The sequence below is a fragment of the Nitrospirota bacterium genome (assembly GCA_040752355.1).
In the GTDB taxonomy this organism is placed as follows: Bacteria; Nitrospirota; Thermodesulfovibrionia; order Thermodesulfovibrionales; family Dissulfurispiraceae; genus JBFMCP01.
The window spans coordinates 89,790-108,786 of record JBFMHE010000001.1; the positions used below are offsets into that span (position 1 = coordinate 89,790).

The following is an 18,997-nucleotide window of genomic DNA, read 5'->3' on the forward strand; positions in this document are numbered from 1 at the left end:
ACATCCGATAAGTATCATGGGGGGCTAGAGCACAGTATCTAACAATTAGGAGCTCCACCTATGAAAATTAGCACCAGCCTCACGATTGCGCTTGTCGCTCTCTTTAGCTTCTCAGTGATCAGTATCGCATCAGTATACCTCCAGCTTAACAAAATGACCGATGACGGCCGGGTGGTCAACTATACCGGCATAGTGAGAGGAGGAACCCAAAGACTGGTGAAACTGGAGATGGGAGGCCACCCATCCGACGAGCTTATAGCCAAATTGGATAAGATCATCAGCGGTCTTGTCAACGGCGATCCCGATCTGCAACTCCCGAAGAGTGCGGATGGTGAATTTATCGAGAGCATGCAGAAGGTTAAGAAATCTTGGGAGGGACTGAAACGGACAATCGCAAAAGCACGGCAGGATAAGGCGCTACAGAGCGAGCTTCTGAAAGAGAGCGAGGAATACTTCGCCATAACCAATGAGGCGGTATCGGCCGCGGAAAAGTTTTCGAAAGGGAAGGTCGGCGCACAGAAGACCATACAGGTAGCGCTCTTTATTCTCAATATCATAATCCTTGGGTATATCTGGATCAGCAGCCAGAAGAAGGTTGTGAAGCCGCTGTCCCGATTCAAGGAAAAAGTCGAGCAGATTGCCGATGGCGATCTGAAAGTTGTCATGGATCATGCGAAAAGAGATGAAATCGGCGATCTCTCCCTGAGTATGAATAAGATGATCCAGTCCTTTAATGCCATAATAAACAGCATACTCGCATCGGCTAACAATGTGGTGCAGACAGTGGACGCACTGAGGGGGCAGGCTGAAAAGACTTCGGATGGAGCAAGAGACCAATCAGAACAGGCGGCCCAGATCGCTACCGCAGCTGAAGAAATGAGCCAGACCATAACGGATATTGCAAAAAATGCATCGGTTGCGTCAGAGTCATCCTCTCAGGCGAAGGATGTCGCCGAGAGGGGGCAGGACGTCGCAAACAATGCAGTTGAAACCGTGAATAAGGTCTACACCGCTACCGTGGAGCTCGCGTCGATGGTGGATAAGCTGAACAGCCGCGCCGGCGAGATCGGCGATATCGTCACGGTTATTACCGACATTGCCGACCAGACAAACCTGCTGGCCCTGAACGCGGCAATTGAAGCGGCACGTGCAGGAGAACAAGGGAGAGGGTTTGCTGTCGTTGCCGACGAGGTCAGAAAGCTTGCCGAACGGACGATTACGGCGACCGCGGAAATATCGGACAAGATAAGGGCGGTCCAGGCTGAGTCCGAGCAGACAAAGGCATCCATGGATGATGCATCGGGCGAGGTGACCAGGGCGACTGAGTACATACGGAATGTAGAGAGTTCTCTTCGCAACATTGTCGATGCCGTACTGAGAGTCGGTGATCAGATAACCCAAATAGCGACGGCGGTCGACGAGCAGTCTGCAGCGTCGGAGGAAGTGGCAAGAAACATCGAGAAGACGTCCGCTATTGCACGGGATATGGAAAGGATGTCGGGAGAGGTGACGCACGAGGTCAATACGTTGACCGGCATAGCCGAAGAGCTGAGGAACTCTACCGCCGGATTTAGGACGAAGGGCAATGAGCTTATGATAATCGATTTGGCAAAGACCGACCACCGGGTATTTGTGGGGAAGATCGCGGCGTGCCTTAAAGGTGACGTCAGTCTTGATCCCGCAACGTTGGCTGACCATTGCAGCTGTCGCTTTGGAAAGTGGTACGATGGCGATGGGAAACAGCTCTGCGGTAATCTAACCAGCTACAGGACGGTTGCCGGTCCTCACGAGAGGATTCATCGCTTGGCAAGAGAGGCCATAACAGCGCATAATGCCGGGGATGCAAAAAAGGCTGAACAGATCTATAAGGAAATGGATACGCTGTCTGAGCAGATCGGCAGATTGCTCGACGACATTAAAAGAGAATATCACGCGCACGTCCGGTGATCTCCGTTGCCTTGACCCGGGGGGAAATACTGCAATTGACCCGGGATTTGGCGATTTGTTATCATGGGGTACTAAAGCGGAGTAGCTATGAAGGACAGGGTCAACATGCTGGCGTAACGCCTGGTCCTGTCGTTGGTTGATCAGACCAATAAGCGAGAGCTTTGGCATGGCAGATTGTCGTGCCGGGGCTCTCGCTTTTTATTTTGAGCGAGGGAGGAAGCAATGACGGCATTCATAGCATCACTTGTTTTTGTAGTCCTGGCTGAAATGGGCGATAAGACCCAGCTGCTTGCCATGGCGTTTGCGTGCCGCTTCCGGTGGCAGACCGTCATGTGGGGTGTGTTCGTCGCTACCGCTGCAAACCACCTGATGGCAGCGGCCCTCGGGAGCTATCTTGCCACGGTCGTACCGATGGAATATATCAAGATCGCGGCGGCAGTATCATTCATAGGTTTCGGGCTCTGGACCATCAGAGGCGATACGCTCGAGGGCGAAGACAGGAAATACAGCTTCAGCCCGTTCTGGACGGTGACGGTCGCGTTTTTTATCGCCGAGATGGGCGACAAGACGCAGCTCGCGACCATAGCCCTTGCGGTCCAGTATAACGCTATCATTACCGTCTGGATGGGAACCACTATCGGGATGCTCATCTCCAATGCCATCGGCATCGTTTTCGGCATGGTGATGGGAAAGCATATCCCCGAGCGGCTCATCAAATGGGTCGCTGCCCTCATCTTCATAGCATTCGGCTGGGCCGGGCTTTATGAAAGTCTTCCGAAAAGCTTCTGGAGCCCCGCAGTGACAGCAGGCAGCGCGGCTCTTACCCTTACGGTGATATACCTGGTTGCGCGGTTCACCGAGAGGAAGGGGAGCTATGTGCCCGTATGTGAGCCGGGCGATAAGCCGTCTTCGTCCCCGGAAACGAAGTAACGGGGATACTCCCCCGTTTTGATGAAGTTTCTCATGGAGAGCGTGGTACGCGCTCTTCACGTCTTGCATGGTGAACGTGTAGTATAGGAGTATGCTTCTTATCTACCCTCCCGTCACAAAGCCCTGTGAGCCGCCGGCCGGTATTGCGCGGCTTTCCGGCGCCCTGCAGCAGCACGGAGTCCCGCATACCATCGTGGATGCGAACGTGGAAGGCCTCGGGTTCCTGATGAAAAAATCCGGTGCCGCCGGGGATTCTCCGCCGGATACCTGGACGCGCCGGGCGGTGCGGCGTCTTGCCCGGGACCGCGCCGTATTGAATGATTTCGGGACCTATCGCGCTCTCGACCGCTACAAGAGTGCGGTCATGAACATCAATCGCGTCATCGAGCGCGCGGCAGGCGAGCAGGGGGTGGTCGTGAGCCTCTCCGACTACGCGGATGCAGCGCTTTCACCCCTGAAGAGCAGCGATCTGCTCAGGTCTGCTGAAGAGCCCGGGAGAAATCCCTTTTTCCCCTATTTCTCCGCGCGGCTGACGCAGCTGATCGAAGGCGAGGCTCCTTCAGCGGTCGGTCTCTCGTTGACGTTCCTCAGCCAGGCCCTTACCACCTTCGCCATGATAGGGTTCTTGCGGGACCGCTTTCCGGAGCTGCGCATCATTATCGGCGGAGGGCTCGTCACCTCGTGGATGCGGCGTCCCGGCTGGAGCGATCCTTTCAGGGGGCTGGTCGACGCCTGCATCGCCGGACCGGGAGAAGAACGGCTGCTCTCACTGCTCGGCGTGCATGTTCAGGGGGAAGCGGCGGGTTGCAGGACGTATACTCCGGACTACGCTCTGCTGCGGAACAATGGCTATAGCGCCCCCGGTTTCATTCTTCCTTACAGCGGGTCCGAAGGATGCTCATGGAGCAAGTGCTCCTTCTGCCCCGAGCGTGCGGAAGGGAGCCGTTTCTCTCCGGTGTCCTCGGAGAAGGTCATTGACGACCTGGCCCTGCTCGCAAGGCGGGTGAGCCCCTCTCTCATCCATTTCCTCGATAGCGCGATGAGCCCGTCTCTCCTCCGAAAGCTCGCGGCCTCGCCTCAGCCGGCTCCCTGGTACGGGTTTGCCCGCGTCGGCAGAGAGCTGGCGGATTACGATTTTTGCATGGCGCTGAAGGCATCGGGCTGTGTGATGCTGAAGCTCGGCATCGAATCAGGTGACCAGGATGTGCTCGATCGGCTCCGCAAGGGAATCGAAGTCGAGACGGCTTCGCAGGCCCTGCGGATGCTCCACAAAGCGGGGATCGCTACCTATGTCTACCTGCTCTTCGGCACCCCGGCGGAGACCGAAGCAGCCGCTGCGCGGACGCTCGACTTTACGGTGCGGCACCACGCTGTTATCGACTTCCTCAATCTCGCTGTCTTCAACATGCCGGTCAATGACCCCGATGCCGCGCACTACGGCGCCGGTATATTCTACGAGGGAGATCTCTCGCTCTATACCGGCTTCGACCATCCGTCGGGATGGAGCCGGAGGCGGGTGCGGCGGTTCCTCGACGGCGAGTTCAAGCGGCATCCTTCCATTGCGGCGATATTGAGAAGAGAGCCCCCGTTCTTTACCTCGAACCACGCCCCGTTCTTCAGCCCCTTCCACCCCGCGTGGCGCTAGACGCTCTTACCGCGCCTTCTCGATTTTCTTGCGCGCCTGTTTGATGCTCTCTCCCGTCGGAGGGGGCGCCTTCTGCTCCGGGCTGCCTTCGGGCTCGTAGCTCAGGGCGATAAAGATCGGGAAGTGATCGGACCCGAAGAAGCCGAGCCGCCGCAGGCCGATGAGCCTGAAGTGGGAGGAGTGAAAGACATGATCGAGCGGGTAGCGGAACACGGGGTATTTGGCGTTGTAGGTGTTATAGAACCCCCTGCCGATGCGCGGGTCGAGGAGACTGCTCACCCTCTGGAAGAGCGTCGTCGTAGAGGACCAGGCCACATCGTTCAGGTCTCCGGCGACGATGACCGGCCTGGCGGACTTCCGCACTTCCCGCGCCATGAGGAGCAGCTCGGCGTCCCGCTTTACCGTATCTTTCGATCTGACCGGGTGGGGCGGTTTCGGGTGGAGGAAGTGCAGCTCGACGAGGGCGCCCGAGGGCAGCTTCACGAGGGTGTGGATCGAGGGGATGTCCGGCTCGACGAGAAAGCGCACCGCAGGATTCCGGAGCTCGAGCCGCGAATACAGGAGCATGCCGTAGGTGTTGTCGAGCGGGTATTTGACGGTGTAGGGATAATCTCCTTCGAGCGGGCGGAGCTCTTCCTCCCAGCGGCGGTCGGGCTCCGCTGCCAGAACGAGATCGGGATCTGCAGCGCGGATGAGTGCGATATAGTCGGCCGCCCTCCGGTTCGTCATCAGCACATTCGATACGACGAGGCTGAGCGCTTCTTCGGGGTCGCTCCTGCTGCTCTGCACCACCTGCGCTCCGGCGAAAGGGGTATAAGGGTACATCCGGTACGACTGGTAGAGCACCGCAATGCCGAGGAGCAGGAGCAGCGCGGTCTCGGCCGTACCTCTCCCGGGGAAGAGCATGAGCCAGAGAATGATGACCATACCGCCGGCGACGGCTATCTGCACCCGCGGGAAGTCGAAGATGCGTATCCACCACGCCTCTTTCCTGATCAAGGGGAGGAGCGTGGCGGCGATGAGAAGAGCGGCAAGAAAAGGGAAGGCGACCGTGAGTGTTACCCCGGATGGCTCCATGGTATCCTGTCCGGCAGCATAGGTTCTACTAAAAATATATCACTTTGTCCGTTCCAAAAATAGGAGTATAATTTAATTAATAAAGCACGTCAGCCGCAGACATCCGGCCCTTGCTTATCGTGGTGATCTCAGGAGCAGCCCCGAGCGTTTCCGGGCAGATAGGAAAGGGGAGCGCCCACCCTCACTCCACCATACCATTCAAAGGAGGCCTTATGGACAAGTCAGCCCTTTTTGAAAAGTCGAAATGCGTCGATGTCCTCGATGTGACGAAGGATTGGTCGACCTTCAGGAACACGCTTCACGAAGGTATCCAGGAGGCGCGGAAGTTCGGACTGAGCGACGAAGAGATACAGAATCTCGCCATGACCGTGGGCGATTTCCTCAATGAGAAGATCTGCCCTGCCACCAGGGAAGAGGAGCTGCTCAAAGAGATGTGGGATGTCAGCTCTCCCGATGAGCGGAAGTCGCTCGCGACGGTGCTCTTCAAGATGATGAAGTAGTCGGGCCTCTCCCCCTTTCTTTTCTCGTTTAAGCGCGCAGATCTGAATGAGCCGGGTGCGGGGCGGCGTATGGCGTGCCCCGCAGGCCGCGCTCACCGGCTCCCTGCGCCTGTCCTGGTGACACCGGCAGCATTCGCTGAAAAGGATCGCGCGGTTCTGGTATCATAAAGTCCTATGGGAGAACGGGAGCTCTATCAGCCGCTCACACAGCATGATAAGGTTACGGTAGTCCTCTACCGTGTCGGTATCGCGCTGGCGACCCTTATCATTGCCGCCGCAGCCTATATGTCCGTTACGGGGCCGCTTCTGCAGGGCCTTGTTTCCGCGAACAGCCTCGCGACCGTGCTGATCCTCGCGCTGTACGGCGCTGTAGGGCTCAGCGTCTTCTTCATCCATCTTTACGTGAATAAATTCCACCGGACCCTCAAGAATCTCTACTACCTGAGCATAGCGGCGCTGGCCCTCCTCTTCATTCTGGGAAAAGGAGACATTTTCGGCGTGCTGATCAGCAGGGCCTACGGGCCGCTCCTGCTCCTGCCCCTTGCTGGCTGCCTCGGCTTCATCACCGCGAAAGAGGCATTCTGCTTTCGGCTGACCGAGGGATACCTCATAGCGCTGCTGCTGCCGCTCTATCTTCTCGTCATCGCGCTCGGGACGATGACGGCGCGCAGCGCCTCGTACGGCCTCGTCTTCATTGCCGCGCTCCTCGTCATCTTTTCGCTCCGCAAGGTGTTCATGCCCCTGCACTACGACATCGGCGATAAATCAGCCTACACGTAGCAGTGACGCGCAGAAGCCGCACTGCCGGGCACACTCTCAATAATACGCATTCTTCTGCGTCCGTGCCGTCCAGTAAGGGAGCTGCGTGAGGTATTCGAACGATTTCCTCGCCGCCTCATCGGCCTGGTAGGGATAGGTGTAGAGCTCTACCGTGACGAAGCCGGTGTAGGCATGCCGGTCGAGGAGCTCGAAGAGCATCTCAAAATCCATGTCTCCCTTTCCCGGGATCAGGTGATAGTGCTTGAGCGCCCGGATGTCTTCGAGGTGGAGGTGAAAGATCTTGTCCCCGAAGGTCCGCAGGACGGTCTCGGGGTCTTCGCGGAGTATATGGCTGTGGCCGAGGTCGAGATTGACCCCGAAGAAGGGCGAATTGATCTCGCTGATGAGCGCCGCGAGCTCCATGAAGTACTCGATCAGCAGTCCCGGCTCGTATTCCATGCCTATCCGCACCCCCCTTTCCGCCGCATGCTCGATGAGCTCCCTCAACGACTCCCGGAGAAAATCCATCGACTGTTCGGGGGTCGTCCCCGGTATCATGCGTCCCGGGGTGATGCTGACCGCCGGGGAGCCTATGGCGCGGGCGAGGTCGATGCACTTCTTCGTATAGTCGATCCTCCATTTGCGGAGCGAGGGATTCGGGTTGGCGATCGAGGGCTCGAAGAGGGGGTCCCAGAAATTCCTCCCGTAGTAGCCTTTGGCGGTATTGGCGTTGATATTCGCCACCTCTATCCCTGAACGGTCGAGCGCCTCCCTGAGGCGGTCCATGTCCCGGTTCGTTACCGAGTGTACGTAGAGATGGGGGATGTCGGCGAGCAGCTCCACTCCTTCATACCCGATATCGGCGATCTTCTCGACCGCCTGCGAGACGGAGTACCGCACGAACGCGTTGGTGCTGAAGGAGAGCTTCATACGATCTCCCCCCGTACGAGGTGCCGGTTGGCCAATGCCTTCTTGCTCCTCTTGATCCTGTTCACGTAATCGATGAGCATCTGGAACTGATCGCAGAGCTGGTGCCTGCTCGCGCCGAGAGGTGCCTTGAAGAAGGAGGCGAGCTGCGGCATCAGGCCCGGCTCCCCGTGCCGCCTGGCGAGCTCCGCGAGCCGCACGAGATCGAGGACCAGGGGCGCAGCGAGGATCGAGTCGTACCCCTGCCAGATGAACTGGAGGCTCATCTTCACATCGAGGAATCCCTTGAAGTGGATGAAGTTCCATGCCGTCTTCTGGTCGTCCAGCGAGGGAACATAGTTGATGTGCACGCTCGAATGGGGGGTATACCCGAGGATCTTTCCAAGGAGCCGGTCCTTGGTCCGTATTTTCGATTCTTTGTTCTCCGGATCGTCCAGCACCTTGCCGTCCATGTTACCGAGTATGTTGAAGCCCTCCCAGCTCAGGATCTCGAGATTCCTGCAGAGGAACAGCGGCGCCAGGGCGGACTTCACGAGCGTCTCCCCCGTCTTTCCGTCGTTCCCCATGACCGGAACGCCCTCCCGTTCGGCCATGCGTATAATCGCGGGGATCAATGCTCCGTTCGAAGGAGTGAAGTTGAGATAGGGGCAGTCCTCGGCAACCGCGGCGTATGCGTAGAGCGTGCTGGCCCTCACCAGATCGGCCCGGTTCTCGTCGAGGGAGCACTCGAGCTCATCGAGGTCATGGTGGGCGTCGTGGAGGACGAGCGGCGGCTCTGTCGAGGCGAGGTTGATCACGATGACCGTATCGAGCCGGTTGTTCTCCCTGAACCTCTGGATATCGCTCCTGAGCTTGTCTACCTGTTCTCTCAGGCCGGCGCACTCATTGTCCACCGCTCCAGGGTGGGAGAGTCCGGCAATGGCCCTTCCGCAGTTCCTGGCCGTCCCCCGGAAGAGATTCGGCAGGACGCTGTCCAGCTCGTCGTCGATGGCATCGATGATCTCCCGGGCTACCAGCTGGTTGTTCTTCAGGAAAGCGGCGGCGCTAGCGCGGGGAGAGCCCTCGCGTATATCCCATCCGCCGAAAACGATCTCTCCGGGCTCGACCAGATCGAGCCCGGCAAAATGATTCAGATCGGTCACCATGCCTGCACGCGAGCCGGCCCCCCGCTTGAGGGCAAGGGCGCCCGCCATGACGGTAGTCGCTATGTATCCCAGCGCCCCGATGAAGAGTACGCCGACCTTTTCCATAAGTAGTCTCCTTGTCGTAAGGTGGTATGCCGCTGCCGCAGACTGCGGCAACGATCGCCCCTGTGCTTAATCGGAGCGCCGGAGCGCCTTCAGGTAGGCGACCAGGGCATCCAGCTCCTCGCTGCTGATGTGTTCTTCGGAAAATGCCGGCATGGCGCCGAGACCGTGGCGCACCTGGAACTTTATGAGAAAACCCGGGAGCGGCTTGTTGTTCAGTGCAGGACCTACTCCCGCGGTTCCGCCGGGATGGCACTGGTGGCAGTGGCGCATGAACACCTGTTGCCCCTTTCTCACCTGGGGCGATTCGATCTCGAGGGGGCCGCTGTACAGGGCGCCCCTCCGCGCAGTGCCGCATCCTGCCGTAAGGAGCATCGTTACGGCGATCAACCCTGTGAGTACGAACGGGAGTTTTTGCACGTGCGCCTCCTCGAACGAGCTATCTGATTGCTGAAGGCGTTCTCGTAACTTTCCAGAGCACTCCGGTCTCCTGCTTCGGCACCGCGCCTTCGCCATGGTGCAGCATCACACCGAAATCGACGATATAGAGCGCCGTGCCGTCGAGGTTGAAGCGGGCCGCGACAGGCCGCTCCAGTCCGCCCGAACCGAGCCAGGAGGCGGGGCCCCTCGATTTTCCTTTATTGGCGGCAAAGTCGTATATGACACCGGTCTTCGTATCGACGCGCACCACCGAGTAGCCGACCGGGGCGAGCACCTTGCCGGTTGTGGGCGCCTCATCACCGAACTCCGCGACAAAGGCCTGGCCGGCGTAGCCGAAGGCGGGATTCCGCGAGAAGTCGAAACCGTCCGCCGAGGCGTGAACGCCGAAGAGGGCTACCGGATCGGGCGGAGCAGCGGGGTGCTTCGAGAGCAGCTGTTCGGGATTGTGGCCCCACGGGACCTTGTAGCGCTCGCCCTCGCCGAGCGCATGGTGGCCGTGGTAGTCGGGCCACCCGTACCACACGCCGGGCTTTACTTCCCAGAGCAGATCCCCGGCCCCGAATACCGGGCGGCTCCCCCGGACATCGTACTGGTTCTCAGTGAGATAGAGCCTGCCGTCGGGAGAGAAGGCGAGGCCGAAGGGGTTCCTGAAGCCCCAGGCAACGAGCTCGGCGCTGCCGCCCTCGGGCCGTATGCGCATCACCGCCCCGCTGCACGGGATACGTCCTTTAACGATCTGCCCCTTTTCGGTCTTTACCCCGAACGGGACGAACGCGCCGGTCAGTACCGTTTCCTGCGCTCCCGGTTTCAGGAAGTTTTCGGTCTCGAAATTGCGGCCGGCGAGCTCGATGTCCCGGCATGCCACGTCATGAAAGTCCGGGTATCGTTTGAGCCAGCCGAACGTGTAGTTGTCTTCGCCGACCACCCCGGAGTTGGTCGCGGTGCCCACGGCGAAGTAGAGCCACCCGTCGGGGCCGATTACCGGCCCGTTGGTGTGGTGGTCGCCGCGGCTCGGTATGTTCTCGATCAGCCGCGCCATCGTCCCGTCAGGAGCAATGCGCAGGATGCGGCCGCCCTCGAGCTCCCCGCCTTCGGCCACATAGAACGCGCCATTATGGAACGCCACTCCTGTCCACGGCCCGTTCTTTCCGCCCTCGGCAACGGTCTCTTTTTTCCCTCCCGCGCCTATACGGAGCAGCCGGGGCGTGGTCCATACTTCACCGTATGCGTACCCTGCCTCGACGACATAAACGTTTCCCGCGTCATCGAAGGCAACGCCGGTGGGGAAGGTGAGACCGGTGGCGACCGGCTCGATGCGGTACCCTTCGGGAAGGGCGATATCGCCGGGATTGACGGCTCTCGGGGGCTCGAATGATGTCTGTCCGCCTCCGGACGACGATCGCATGACATAGCATCCCGTGAGGCCGAACAGCAGTACTATGGTCGCAGTGAAGAGGCGGACGGTAGCGAAGGCCATTTTTCCTCCTGTCGCGCCGGGAGTCATCCGGTGACGAACGTGACTCTTTCAGACTCTGATTGCCGTACGGTGAACTATCGCCTGATTAATGAAACGGGCGCTGGCCCGGCCATGGGAGGTACATACGTCCTTATACTTTAAATTGTAAGACCGCGGTCATTACCTGTCAATCACTATTGAAGCCTCGAACAGGCGATCCCTTTGTCCCTCATCGGGCAGGGCTCTTCTGTGCCCTCTCTCTCCCGGTAACTATGTAGCCGATCAGCTTATAGATGAGCTTCGCTATGATGAATTGCGAATGGATGTAGGGAGGCGCGGGCGAGAGCTCGTTGATGTCGAACCCGACGATCCTCCTCTCGAGAGAGAGCTTCCGGAGCAGGGCGAGGGTCTCGTCCCAGCCGAAGCCTCCCGGCTCGGGGGTGCCGAGGGCCGGGATCAGCGAGGGATCGAAGAAGTCGCAGTCGAAGGTGATATAGACCTCGTCGTGCAGCCGTTCGATCACCGCTTCGTGCCATGATGTCCCGGGACCGTAGCGGCCCTGCTTGATAGCCACGTCGTAAAAGGTCGCAATGCGATGCTCCTTGATGAAATCGGCCTCCTCTTTCCCCTGGCTCCGGATGCCGACCTGGACGATATTCCGGTTGAAGTCGTAGATGCGCGCCATGGAGCATCCGTGGCTGTAGGGGCTCCCTTCGTAGACCTGGCGCAGGTCCGAATGGGCATCGAAATGGAGGATCGAGATATCACCGAAACGCTCGGTATACGCCTGTGCAGGCCCGATCGCGATCGTGTGCTCGCCGCCGATGCAGACGACCATCTTGTTACGGTCGAGCTCCCGCTGGACCGACTGCCGGATCGCCTCTACCGCGTCGGCGTCCCTGCAGCCCTCGTCGAAGCGGAGCGCGGGAAGCGCAGCGATGCCGCCGCAGAGCCTGAATATCTCCGCGTCCAGCTCCTCGTCGTAGAGCTCGAGATACTGTGAGGCGTCGAGAATCGCGCCGGGCGCCTCAGCAGCGCCTTTAATGTAGCTGGTGGTCTGTTCGTAGGGGACGGGAAGGATGATAACCCCTGCCCGGTCGGGTGACGACCATTCAGGGTCGAGGCGGAGGAAGCGTGGATGACGAACCGCCTGCATGCGCGCGCTCTATTTGTGCCGCTTGGGCGGGATCAGCACGGCTGCTGCCACGACCGTCGTCCAGACCTTCCGTTTGCCGATCGCGGTCTGGGTGATGTTGCGGGTCTTTACGATCTGGCCGCTCAGCTTCCATTGGTCGAGCCGCACGTTGTAGCTCTCGTTCACATCGAAGTCCACGCCGAGGATGGTGGCGAGCATCTGGGCAGCGAGGTCTTCGGCGTAGTCGCCGATCGTCTTTTCGTTGCCGCCGAAGCTGTGGTGCTCCGAGAGATAGCCTATTTTGTTCCGGTCCTTGGGTATGGCAATGCCTATGGATGCCGCGACCAGGCGATGGTACTCGTTGGTCGCGGTATCCGCGATGACGGCATGGACCACCTGGCCGGGCGATAACTCTTCGAGGCCTCTCTCGACAGAGATGATCTTGCAGTGCGGGGGAAGGATGCTCGAGACCCGGACGATATTAAAGGAGGCGATCTTGGCATCCCGCAGGGCGAGCTCGAAGCTCACCAGCTTCTCGCGGTGCTGTCCAACGCCTTTGGTAAGAAAGAGTTTGGTGGCGACGTACATGATCGTTATCGTCGGGTCGTTGCGGTCTCATCTAAATTTTAGGGGAAAAACGGGAGAGATGCAAATGAGCGTCAGCGGGAGTTGCGGGGAGTGCTCCTCTTCCTTTTCCGTGCCGGAGCATCGGGTACAGGCGATGGGGCGGGAATTTTCCTTATCGAGGCCTTCTGCGGCGCAGCCTTCTTGTTCATCGTCTTCTTCGATGCCGTCCTCTTTGCCGCTGCCTTCCTTTGCCGTGTGAGCGTCCGGTACGGCATGAAGAGGTAGAGGGGGCAGTCGGGAGATTTGCAGTCGGCAACGCCGTCCGCATAGTAGGACATGCAGTCATAGCAGCGCGCGACGACCGATTCGCTGAGGCTGAGGGACTTCCCCTTGAGATACCGCATGAGCTCTTTTCTCCCCTGTGCGGACTCCCCGTGCTTTTTTATCGACTCGATCTTCGTCATACAACACCTTCTTTATGTAAAATAAATTTAGTATACAAATGTATATCAGTAGCTGTCAATCAGGGCAGCGTTCCCCGTCATTATCCGCTAAGCCGGCGAAAAATAACAAGAGCGCTCTCTCCTTTGTTCTCCCCCGGAATTGAAAAAAAAGACGGTGAAGACGTATAATAATTCCGCTGTTGGGAAGTGCTAAGGGTTTGTTCCTTCTGCTGTTTCTTGCGCTGTATACCTGCACCGCCGCTCCGTCGCAGCCCCGCAGTACCGATGTGTTCCAGGAACTGGTCGTGACAGCAAAACGACAGAATGTTTCCGAAAAGGTAAACTCTGGGTAACCAGAGGGCACAAAGCTACGGGTCCTGTTCTTGAAAAGAAGGGGACAGCCGGGTTGCCGAAGAACAGGCCTGCTTACCGGCAGCGGAACGAGACTCCGGAAAGAGCCTGCTTCCCTTGAGGAGACAGGTTTTGATGTCAGCGTAACAATCGTCATGCTGAACGACGGGCAGCAATGCCCTGGCATCACCGGAGGTGCTGATGAAGCCGTGCAGTAAACCGAAATCTTCCCTTCCCGATCCTTTCTCCTCATCTCTCTATCACCTGTCTCCCTTTCCCTCGCCGTATGGACTGTTGCTGCTCCCTGCAATGCCGGAGCAGCCGGAGAGAAAAGCGTGATGTGGCAGGGCAGCAGCTGGGTCGCCAAGACAAAACGAGCGCTCTCTTTCGTAAGGCCCTATAAAGGTTCGATTCCCATTGTGCTTACCCTGACGCTTTCCCTGTCGGCCCTGGAGGCGCTCGAGCCGCTGGCCCTCAAGTATCTCTTCGACAGGCTGGAAGGAGAGGCTTCCGGGAAGCTGGCCATGGGCGTCGCCGGTCTCCTGCTCATCGGAGTATCGCGGGAAATCATCGGCGGCCTCTCGAACTGGCTCTCCTGGCGGGTGCGGCTGGGGCTCAATTACCAGCTCCTCGAGGCGACGGTGAGCAGGCTGCACGCGCTTCCGCTCACCTACCATCGGAAGGAGAGCGTCGGCGGCATCATGACCAAGCTCGACCGCGGCATCAACGGCTTCGTCAATGCCCTTGCCGAGCTCGCCTTCACCGTGCTGCCCGGCGTGGTCTACCTGCTCCTGTCGCTCGTCGTCATGTTCCGCCTCGACTGGCGGCTCTCGCTGGTGGTCTTCTTCTTCGCTCCGCTCCCGGCGCTCATCGGCATGTGGGCGGCGAGCGAGCAGACGCACCGGGAGAAGGTGCTCCTCGACCGGTGGGCAAAGATATTCTCCCGGTTCAACGAGGTGCTCTCGGGCATCCTGACGGTGAAGAGCTTTGCCATGGAGGACGAGGAGAAGCGCCGGTTCCTCACCGAGGTGCACACCACCAACAGCCTCGTCATCCGGGGTGTCGGAACGGACTCGAAGGTCGGCGCTGCCAAGAACCTGGTGGCAATGATCGCGCGGATCTCGGCGATCTCGCTCGGGTGCCTCTTCGTCATCAAGGGGCAGATAACCGTAGGGACGCTGATCGCTTTCCTCGGGTATATTACGGGGCTCTTCGGCCCGGTGCAGGGATTGACCACCGTGTATCAGACCCTGCGCAAGGCAACGGTCTCGCTCGATACGATCTTTTCGATTCTCGACGAGCATGATCATATGGTGGATGCGCCCGATGCCCAGCCGGTAAAGGCGCTGAAAGGCGAGGTGGCGTTCGAGAGCGTGAGCTTCGGCTACCGCGCCGATGATATGATCCTCAAGGACATCTCCTTCCGGGCGCGGCCCGGCGAAGTGGTCGCCCTCGTCGGTCCGAGCGGCGCAGGGAAGACCACCTTAATGGCGCTGCTGCAGCGGCTGTACGATACCGCCGGCGGATCGGTGCGCATCGATGGCGTCGATGTGCGCAATCTCAAGCAGCGCTCGCTCCGCCGCCGGATCGGCATCGTCTTCCAGGACGCGCTCCTTTTCAACGATACCGTACGCAACAACATCGCCTACGGCAGGCCCGGCGCTTCAATGCGCGAGATCGAGGAGGCGGCGCGCGCGGCCAATGCACACTCGTTTATTACGCAGATGCCGGAAGGGTACGAGACGGTCGTGGGAGAGCGGGGCAGCCGTCTCTCTGCCGGCGAGCGGCAGCGCATCAATATTGCACGGGCACTTCTCAAGGACCCGCCGCTCCTGATCCTCGACGAGGCGACGTCGGCGCTGGATGCAGAGTCGGAGGCGCTGGTACAGGAGGCGCTCAACCGCCTGGTGAAGAACAGGACGACCTTCATCATCGCCCATCGCCTCTCGACGGTAGTCGGCGCGGACCGTATCCTCGTGCTCAAGGACGGCCATATTGCGGAGATGGGCTCCCATGAGGAGCTCATGCGCCGGGGTGGCTACTATGCGTCGCTCGTGCAGAACCAGACCAGGGGGCTGCTCCTCGACAAAGCAGCCTGAACAGAGCTTCACTGCAGCGGTAAATAACGAAAGGCCCTGCGGGAGCATACCGCAGGGCCTTTTCATCACGCACCGCCGGCAGCCGTCGGGTCAAGGGGCGGAGAGCCCTGCTCATTCCGGCTGATGCCATGAGGTACAATACGATGAGGTGGGATGATGAGAGCCGATGTCATAATCATAGGCGCCGGAGCTGCAGGGCTCATGGCCGCCATGACTGCCGGGAAACGGGGGAGATCGGTGCTCGTCCTGGACCATGCGGGAAAGGCGGGCAGGAAGATCCGCATTGCCGGAGGAGGGCGCTGCAACTTCACCAATATCAATGCCGGGGCCGGGCACTACATTTCGGCGAACCCGCACTTCTGCAAGTCCGCCCTCGCCCAGTTCAGTCCTTCCGATTTCATCGCGGTGATCGAGCAGCACCGCATCCCCTACGAGGAGAGGAAGGAGGGGCAGCTCTTCTGCGTGCGGAGCTCCGCCGATATCATACGAATGCTCGAACAGGAGTGCCGCGATGCAGGAGCAGTTATCCATCTCGGCTGCACGCTGCACGGGGTCGAACGACGGGATGCCTTTGCCGTCACCACGAGCAAGGGGATTTTTCGATCCTCCTCAGTGATTGTCGCCACGGGCGGCCTCTCCTATCCGAATATCGGCGCTTCGGGGCTGGGGCATGCGATTGCGCGGCGTTTCGGACTTGCCGTGACGGAGCTGCACCCCGCGCTCGTGCCCCTCGTCTTCAGCCGGAAGGACCAGAGGATATTCGGCGAGCTGGCCGGCATTTCGTTTCCTGCAGCGGTGAGCTGCAAGGAACGGACATTCCGCGAGAATATACTCTTCACCCATAAGGGGCTGAGCGGCCCCGCCATACTCCAGATATCGTCGTACTGGAACAGAGGAGACCTGCTCTCGATCGATCTGCTCCCCGATGTGGACACCCGCGCGGTGCTCACGGCGCGCCGGCAGAGCAGGGCGATTCTCGCTACGCTGCTTTCGAGCTCTCTTCCCCGGCGCTTTGCCCATACCTGGTGCAGCCTCCACGGCTGGGAGAGACCGATGGCTGCGTACTCCGCCAAGGAGCTCGATGCCATCGCGCAGCGGCTCCATGCCTGGGAGCTGTATCCGGCAGGGACCGAAGGCTACGCTACGGCTGAAGTGACGCGCGGCGGTGTCGATACCGATGAGCTCTCTTCGAAGACGATGGAGGCGCGGAAGGTACCGGGGCTCTACTTTGCCGGGGAAGTGGTCGATGTTACGGGGCAGCTCGGAGGATACAACCTCCAATGGGCGTGGTCGTCGGGATACGCTGCGGGCCGTTCTGCGTAGTCCGTGAGGGGAACGGCACCTCTTTTTGTTATAATTACCCGGTTATTTACCGCTACGGGAGAACAATGCAGAAGAGAAAGATAGTCCTTGCATCGGCATCGCCGAGGAGACGGGAGCTCCTGAGGCTCATCGGCCTCTCTTTTACCGTGGACCCGAGCGACTATGAGGAGGATATGAGCATCGGGAAGGCTCCTCATGCCCTTGCGCGCTACCTCTCGGCGGAGAAGGCGAGGGCGATAGCTGGAAAGTACGATGATTCGCTTGTTATCGCAGCCGACACCTTCATTGTCTTCAGGGGGAAGCTGCTCGGCAAACCCCATACTCCCGGGGAGGCCCGGAAGATGCTCGCTCTGCTCAGCGGCAAGAGGCATTCGGTCATCACCGGGTTCACCATTCTGGATACCGGAGCGGAGCGCCGGCTCTCCCGCTCTGTCGAGACGAAGGTCTGGTTCAGGAGGCTTGCCGCAGCAGAGATCGATGCCTACGTCGATACAAAGGAGCCCCTGGACAAAGCAGGGGCTTATGCGATTCAAGGCCTGGGATCGGTGCTCGTCAGGAAGATCGAAGGGGACTACTTCAATGTAATCGGCCTGCCCGTGAGCGCCCTCGCCGAAGGACTGAAGAAATTCGGCATTACCATCCTCTAAAAGCAAATCCGAAATCCTAAGCACGAAATCCTAAGCACGGATTGGGTTTCGAGGTTAGCGTTTCGAGTTCAGCGTTTCGGATTTCGAGTTTCACATTTCGAGTTTGCCTTAATAGATCGATCGTATTCTTCCGGTCCTCTTGTCGACGATGACTTTATCGATAAGCTCGTTGCTGCCGTCCCTGATCTCTGCTTCGTAGTAGACCTCGCGCTCCCTGACCTCGCCGATCTTAACCTTTCTCTTCGAAAAGTATTCCCTGATGATCTGTTCAGCCTCCCGGGCCGAGGTGACGGCGCGCTTCTCTCCGTAGGTGCTGGTCCTGGAGCCGCCATAGGGGGAGCGCTCGGCCCTGCTGTCGGCGGCATGGACGGCCGGGGGAAGCAGTACGGGGAAGGAAGGGCCGGCTGCGTCGGCAGCGCCCGGAAGGACGATTCCCGCCCCATGCAGCAGCATGATGACAAGGCCGCATTGTCTCCACGCTATCCCTTTCATGAAGGCGTCTCTCTCCTTTCGACGGCGGAATCGGTCGCTTCGGCTGCGTTTCGTACATTATAGAAGGTGCTTGCGTCCAGGTCAATGCATACCGGGTTTGGTATGCGGGAAGGGGGCGCCCCGCCCCCTTCCTCTAGTGCTCTTACTTCTTATGGCATTTGGCGCAGGAGGCCGGATCGTTCGTTCCGAACGCCTTTGTCCCATTATGGCAGGCGCCGCAGAACGTGCCTTTGTTGAGGGATTCCATGGTCATCGTCGTCCCTCCCTTTTTCATCGGGAAGACGCCGGTGTGGCATTCTGCGCATTTGATCCCTTTCTCGGCATGCGACTTCCCGTCGAAGACTACTTTGCCCGCCGTGCTGTTCCATTCGAGGGTCTTCCCTGCAGGGACCGCGAAGGCGCTCCCGGTCACGAGCATCAATGCCATACCCAGAGCCACTGCTGCTGCCAGTTTCATCTCATTCTCCTTTCGGTTTTATTGCTCTTTTCCTAATCATCGCAATCGTGGTGGCGATATCTCTTCCGGGCGTCCGCCCGCCCCCGCTCATACGCGCGCTCCCGCCACTCGTCACGCCATCCGCGCTCATAGGCCTTATTCCGATGGCGGTAGTGCTTGTGGTGCGGACGATCATCCGTTACATAGATGATCTCCCTCGTCTCCGTATACGACGGGTAGGACGCGGCATAGGCCGGCTGCGCCGGCGAGATCTCCCTTACCACCGCCTGGAGCATGGGTTTCCCGAAGATAGCGATGGCGCCGGCGAGCATCGCCGCCGATTCATTGTTCATCGCCTCTGCTTCCGCGCTTCCCATAAAGAGAAACCCGCATGCCAGGACCGCCACCAGGATGAATGATACGATCGTCTTCATGATATTCCTCCTTCTTGATGTCCACCTCTCGGTTATTCTCTGCCCCCGGCTGTTCCGGGGGACAGGTGCTGCAGCATTATCGAGCGGTACCGTTTCACTGCCACCTCCTTTCATGCTCACCTCCGCTCACCATGCCTGCTG

The 18,997-nt window shown here is 59.4% G+C and carries 19 protein-coding genes and 1 riboswitch; of the genes, 8 read left to right on the top strand and 11 right to left on the bottom strand.

Features of this window, described 5'->3' with window-relative positions:
- Positions 1–60: 60 nt before the first annotated feature.
- The 3 genes from AB1805_00465 (at position 61) to AB1805_00475 (ending at position 4,522) form a co-directional block, all read left to right on the top strand.
- Positions 61–1,947 (top strand): methyl-accepting chemotaxis protein, encoded by a 1,887-nt coding sequence (locus AB1805_00465; protein MEW5743897.1) that lies wholly within the window; start codon positions 61–63, stop codon positions 1,945–1,947.
- A gap of 222 nt (positions 1,948–2,169) precedes the next feature.
- Positions 2,170–2,877, top strand: a complete 708-nt coding sequence (locus tag AB1805_00470; GenBank protein ID MEW5743898.1) for a TMEM165/GDT1 family protein — start codon at positions 2,170–2,172, stop codon at positions 2,875–2,877.
- Between the two features lie 91 nt (positions 2,878–2,968).
- Complete coding sequence (locus tag AB1805_00475; protein ID MEW5743899.1) at positions 2,969–4,522, top strand: radical SAM protein; 1,554 nt, start codon at positions 2,969–2,971, stop codon at positions 4,520–4,522.
- Positions 4,523–4,528: 6 nt separating this feature from the next.
- Here the strand turns inward: AB1805_00475 and AB1805_00480 are convergent, their stop codons facing one another.
- Positions 4,529–5,599: an endonuclease/exonuclease/phosphatase family protein gene (locus tag AB1805_00480; protein MEW5743900.1), complete on the bottom strand. Its 1,071-nt coding sequence runs from the start codon at positions 5,597–5,599 to the stop codon at positions 4,529–4,531.
- 212 nt (positions 5,600–5,811) lie between these two features.
- Between AB1805_00480 and AB1805_00485 the strand changes: the two genes are divergently transcribed.
- Together AB1805_00485 and AB1805_00490 are read left to right on the top strand one after the other, a co-directional pair.
- Positions 5,812–6,099, top strand: coding sequence for a DUF3243 family protein (locus tag AB1805_00485; protein MEW5743901.1), 288 nt, complete (start codon positions 5,812–5,814; stop codon positions 6,097–6,099).
- A 174-nt stretch (positions 6,100–6,273) separates the two neighbouring features.
- Entirely contained in the window at positions 6,274–6,879 is a 606-nt protein-coding gene (locus AB1805_00490) for a DUF2301 domain-containing membrane protein (protein MEW5743902.1), read from the top strand.
- A 36-nt stretch (positions 6,880–6,915) separates the two neighbouring features.
- On the opposite strand, the gene AB1805_00495 is transcribed toward AB1805_00490, so the two are convergent.
- The 7 genes from AB1805_00495 to AB1805_00525 form a co-directional block, all read right to left on the bottom strand.
- On the bottom strand, positions 6,916–7,788 hold the full coding sequence (locus AB1805_00495; GenBank protein ID MEW5743903.1) for a sugar phosphate isomerase/epimerase family protein: 873 nt from the start codon (positions 7,786–7,788) through the stop codon (positions 6,916–6,918).
- A complete protein-coding gene (locus AB1805_00500; protein ID MEW5743904.1) occupies positions 7,785–9,035 on the bottom strand; it encodes an inositol-3-phosphate synthase in 1,251 nt (416 codons plus the stop codon). Before AB1805_00500 ends, AB1805_00495 begins: the two co-directional genes overlap by 4 nt.
- 66 nt (positions 9,036–9,101) lie before the next feature.
- Positions 9,102–9,452, bottom strand: coding sequence for a cytochrome c (locus tag AB1805_00505; protein ID MEW5743905.1), 351 nt, complete (start codon positions 9,450–9,452; stop codon positions 9,102–9,104).
- 19 nt (positions 9,453–9,471) lie between these two features.
- The gene (locus tag AB1805_00510) at positions 9,472–10,950 is read right to left on the bottom strand and encodes a glucose dehydrogenase (protein ID MEW5743906.1); all 1,479 of its coding nucleotides are present in this window, start codon (positions 10,948–10,950) and stop codon (positions 9,472–9,474) included.
- A gap of 208 nt (positions 10,951–11,158) precedes the next feature.
- The gene (speB, locus tag AB1805_00515) at positions 11,159–12,085 is read right to left on the bottom strand and encodes an agmatinase (GenBank protein ID MEW5743907.1); all 927 of its coding nucleotides are present in this window, start codon (positions 12,083–12,085) and stop codon (positions 11,159–11,161) included.
- Between the two features lie 9 nt (positions 12,086–12,094).
- Entirely contained in the window at positions 12,095–12,652 is a 558-nt protein-coding gene (locus AB1805_00520; GenBank protein MEW5743908.1) for an arginine decarboxylase, pyruvoyl-dependent, read from the bottom strand.
- Positions 12,653–12,723: 71 nt separating this feature from the next.
- Positions 12,724–13,095, bottom strand: a complete 372-nt coding sequence (locus AB1805_00525) for a hypothetical protein (protein MEW5743909.1) — start codon at positions 13,093–13,095, stop codon at positions 12,724–12,726.
- Between the two features lie 306 nt (positions 13,096–13,401).
- A riboswitch (cyclic di-GMP riboswitch) is annotated at positions 13,402–13,488 on the top strand.
- Between the two features lie 275 nt (positions 13,489–13,763).
- Here AB1805_00525 and AB1805_00530 point away from each other — a divergent pair.
- The 3 genes from AB1805_00530 to AB1805_00540 all read left to right on the top strand — a co-directional run bounded on the left by AB1805_00530 (position 13,764) and on the right by AB1805_00540 (position 17,494).
- Positions 13,764–15,524, top strand: coding sequence for an ABC transporter ATP-binding protein (locus AB1805_00530; protein ID MEW5743910.1), 1,761 nt, complete (start codon positions 13,764–13,766; stop codon positions 15,522–15,524).
- 153 nt (positions 15,525–15,677) lie between these two features.
- Complete coding sequence (locus AB1805_00535; protein MEW5743911.1) at positions 15,678–16,847, top strand: NAD(P)/FAD-dependent oxidoreductase; 1,170 nt, start codon at positions 15,678–15,680, stop codon at positions 16,845–16,847.
- Between the two features lie 65 nt (positions 16,848–16,912).
- The gene (locus tag AB1805_00540) at positions 16,913–17,494 is read left to right on the top strand and encodes a Maf family protein (GenBank protein ID MEW5743912.1); all 582 of its coding nucleotides are present in this window, start codon (positions 16,913–16,915) and stop codon (positions 17,492–17,494) included.
- Between the two features lie 108 nt (positions 17,495–17,602).
- Here the strand turns inward: AB1805_00540 and AB1805_00545 are convergent, their stop codons facing one another.
- From AB1805_00545 to AB1805_00555, 3 genes are all read right to left on the bottom strand, one after another.
- Positions 17,603–17,986, bottom strand: coding sequence for a hypothetical protein (locus AB1805_00545; GenBank protein ID MEW5743913.1), 384 nt, complete (start codon positions 17,984–17,986; stop codon positions 17,603–17,605).
- Positions 17,987–18,128: 142 nt separating this feature from the next.
- A complete protein-coding gene (locus tag AB1805_00550; protein ID MEW5743914.1) occupies positions 18,129–18,443 on the bottom strand; it encodes a cytochrome c3 family protein in 315 nt (104 codons plus the stop codon).
- A gap of 32 nt (positions 18,444–18,475) precedes the next feature.
- The gene (locus AB1805_00555) at positions 18,476–18,856 is read right to left on the bottom strand and encodes a hypothetical protein (GenBank protein ID MEW5743915.1); all 381 of its coding nucleotides are present in this window, start codon (positions 18,854–18,856) and stop codon (positions 18,476–18,478) included.
- Between the last annotated feature and the right edge of the window lie 141 nt (positions 18,857–18,997).

Excerpts from the sequence above, each read along its gene's own strand:
- AB1805_00470 (MEW5743898.1), top strand. The coding sequence starts at position 2,170 with ATGACGGCATTCATAGCATCACTTGTTTTTGTAGTCCTGGCTGAAATG.
- AB1805_00510 (MEW5743906.1), bottom strand. The coding sequence starts at position 10,950 with ATGGCCTTCGCTACCGTCCGCCTCTTCACTGCGACCATAGTACTGCTG.
- AB1805_00540 (MEW5743912.1), top strand. The coding sequence starts at position 16,913 with ATGCAGAAGAGAAAGATAGTCCTTGCATCGGCATCGCCGAGGAGACGG.
- AB1805_00465 (MEW5743897.1), top strand. The coding sequence starts at position 61 with ATGAAAATTAGCACCAGCCTCACGATTGCGCTTGTCGCTCTCTTTAGC.
- AB1805_00550 (MEW5743914.1), bottom strand. The coding sequence starts at position 18,443 with ATGAAACTGGCAGCAGCAGTGGCTCTGGGTATGGCATTGATGCTCGTG.
- AB1805_00525 (MEW5743909.1), bottom strand. The coding sequence starts at position 13,095 with ATGACGAAGATCGAGTCGATAAAAAAGCACGGGGAGTCCGCACAGGGG.
- AB1805_00555 (MEW5743915.1), bottom strand. The coding sequence starts at position 18,856 with ATGAAGACGATCGTATCATTCATCCTGGTGGCGGTCCTGGCATGCGGG.
- AB1805_00530 (MEW5743910.1), top strand. The coding sequence starts at position 13,764 with ATGTGGCAGGGCAGCAGCTGGGTCGCCAAGACAAAACGAGCGCTCTCT.
- AB1805_00500 (MEW5743904.1), bottom strand. The coding sequence starts at position 9,035 with ATGGAAAAGGTCGGCGTACTCTTCATCGGGGCGCTGGGATACATAGCG.
- AB1805_00480 (MEW5743900.1), bottom strand. The coding sequence starts at position 5,599 with ATGGAGCCATCCGGGGTAACACTCACGGTCGCCTTCCCTTTTCTTGCC.
- speB (MEW5743907.1), bottom strand. The coding sequence starts at position 12,085 with ATGCAGGCGGTTCGTCATCCACGCTTCCTCCGCCTCGACCCTGAATGG.
- AB1805_00475 (MEW5743899.1), top strand. The coding sequence starts at position 2,969 with ATGCTTCTTATCTACCCTCCCGTCACAAAGCCCTGTGAGCCGCCGGCC.
- AB1805_00495 (MEW5743903.1), bottom strand. The coding sequence starts at position 7,788 with ATGAAGCTCTCCTTCAGCACCAACGCGTTCGTGCGGTACTCCGTCTCG.
- AB1805_00520 (MEW5743908.1), bottom strand. The coding sequence starts at position 12,652 with ATGTACGTCGCCACCAAACTCTTTCTTACCAAAGGCGTTGGACAGCAC.
- AB1805_00485 (MEW5743901.1), top strand. The coding sequence starts at position 5,812 with ATGGACAAGTCAGCCCTTTTTGAAAAGTCGAAATGCGTCGATGTCCTC.
- AB1805_00545 (MEW5743913.1), bottom strand. The coding sequence starts at position 17,986 with ATGAAAGGGATAGCGTGGAGACAATGCGGCCTTGTCATCATGCTGCTG.
- AB1805_00535 (MEW5743911.1), top strand. The coding sequence starts at position 15,678 with ATGATGAGAGCCGATGTCATAATCATAGGCGCCGGAGCTGCAGGGCTC.
- AB1805_00490 (MEW5743902.1), top strand. The coding sequence starts at position 6,274 with ATGGGAGAACGGGAGCTCTATCAGCCGCTCACACAGCATGATAAGGTT.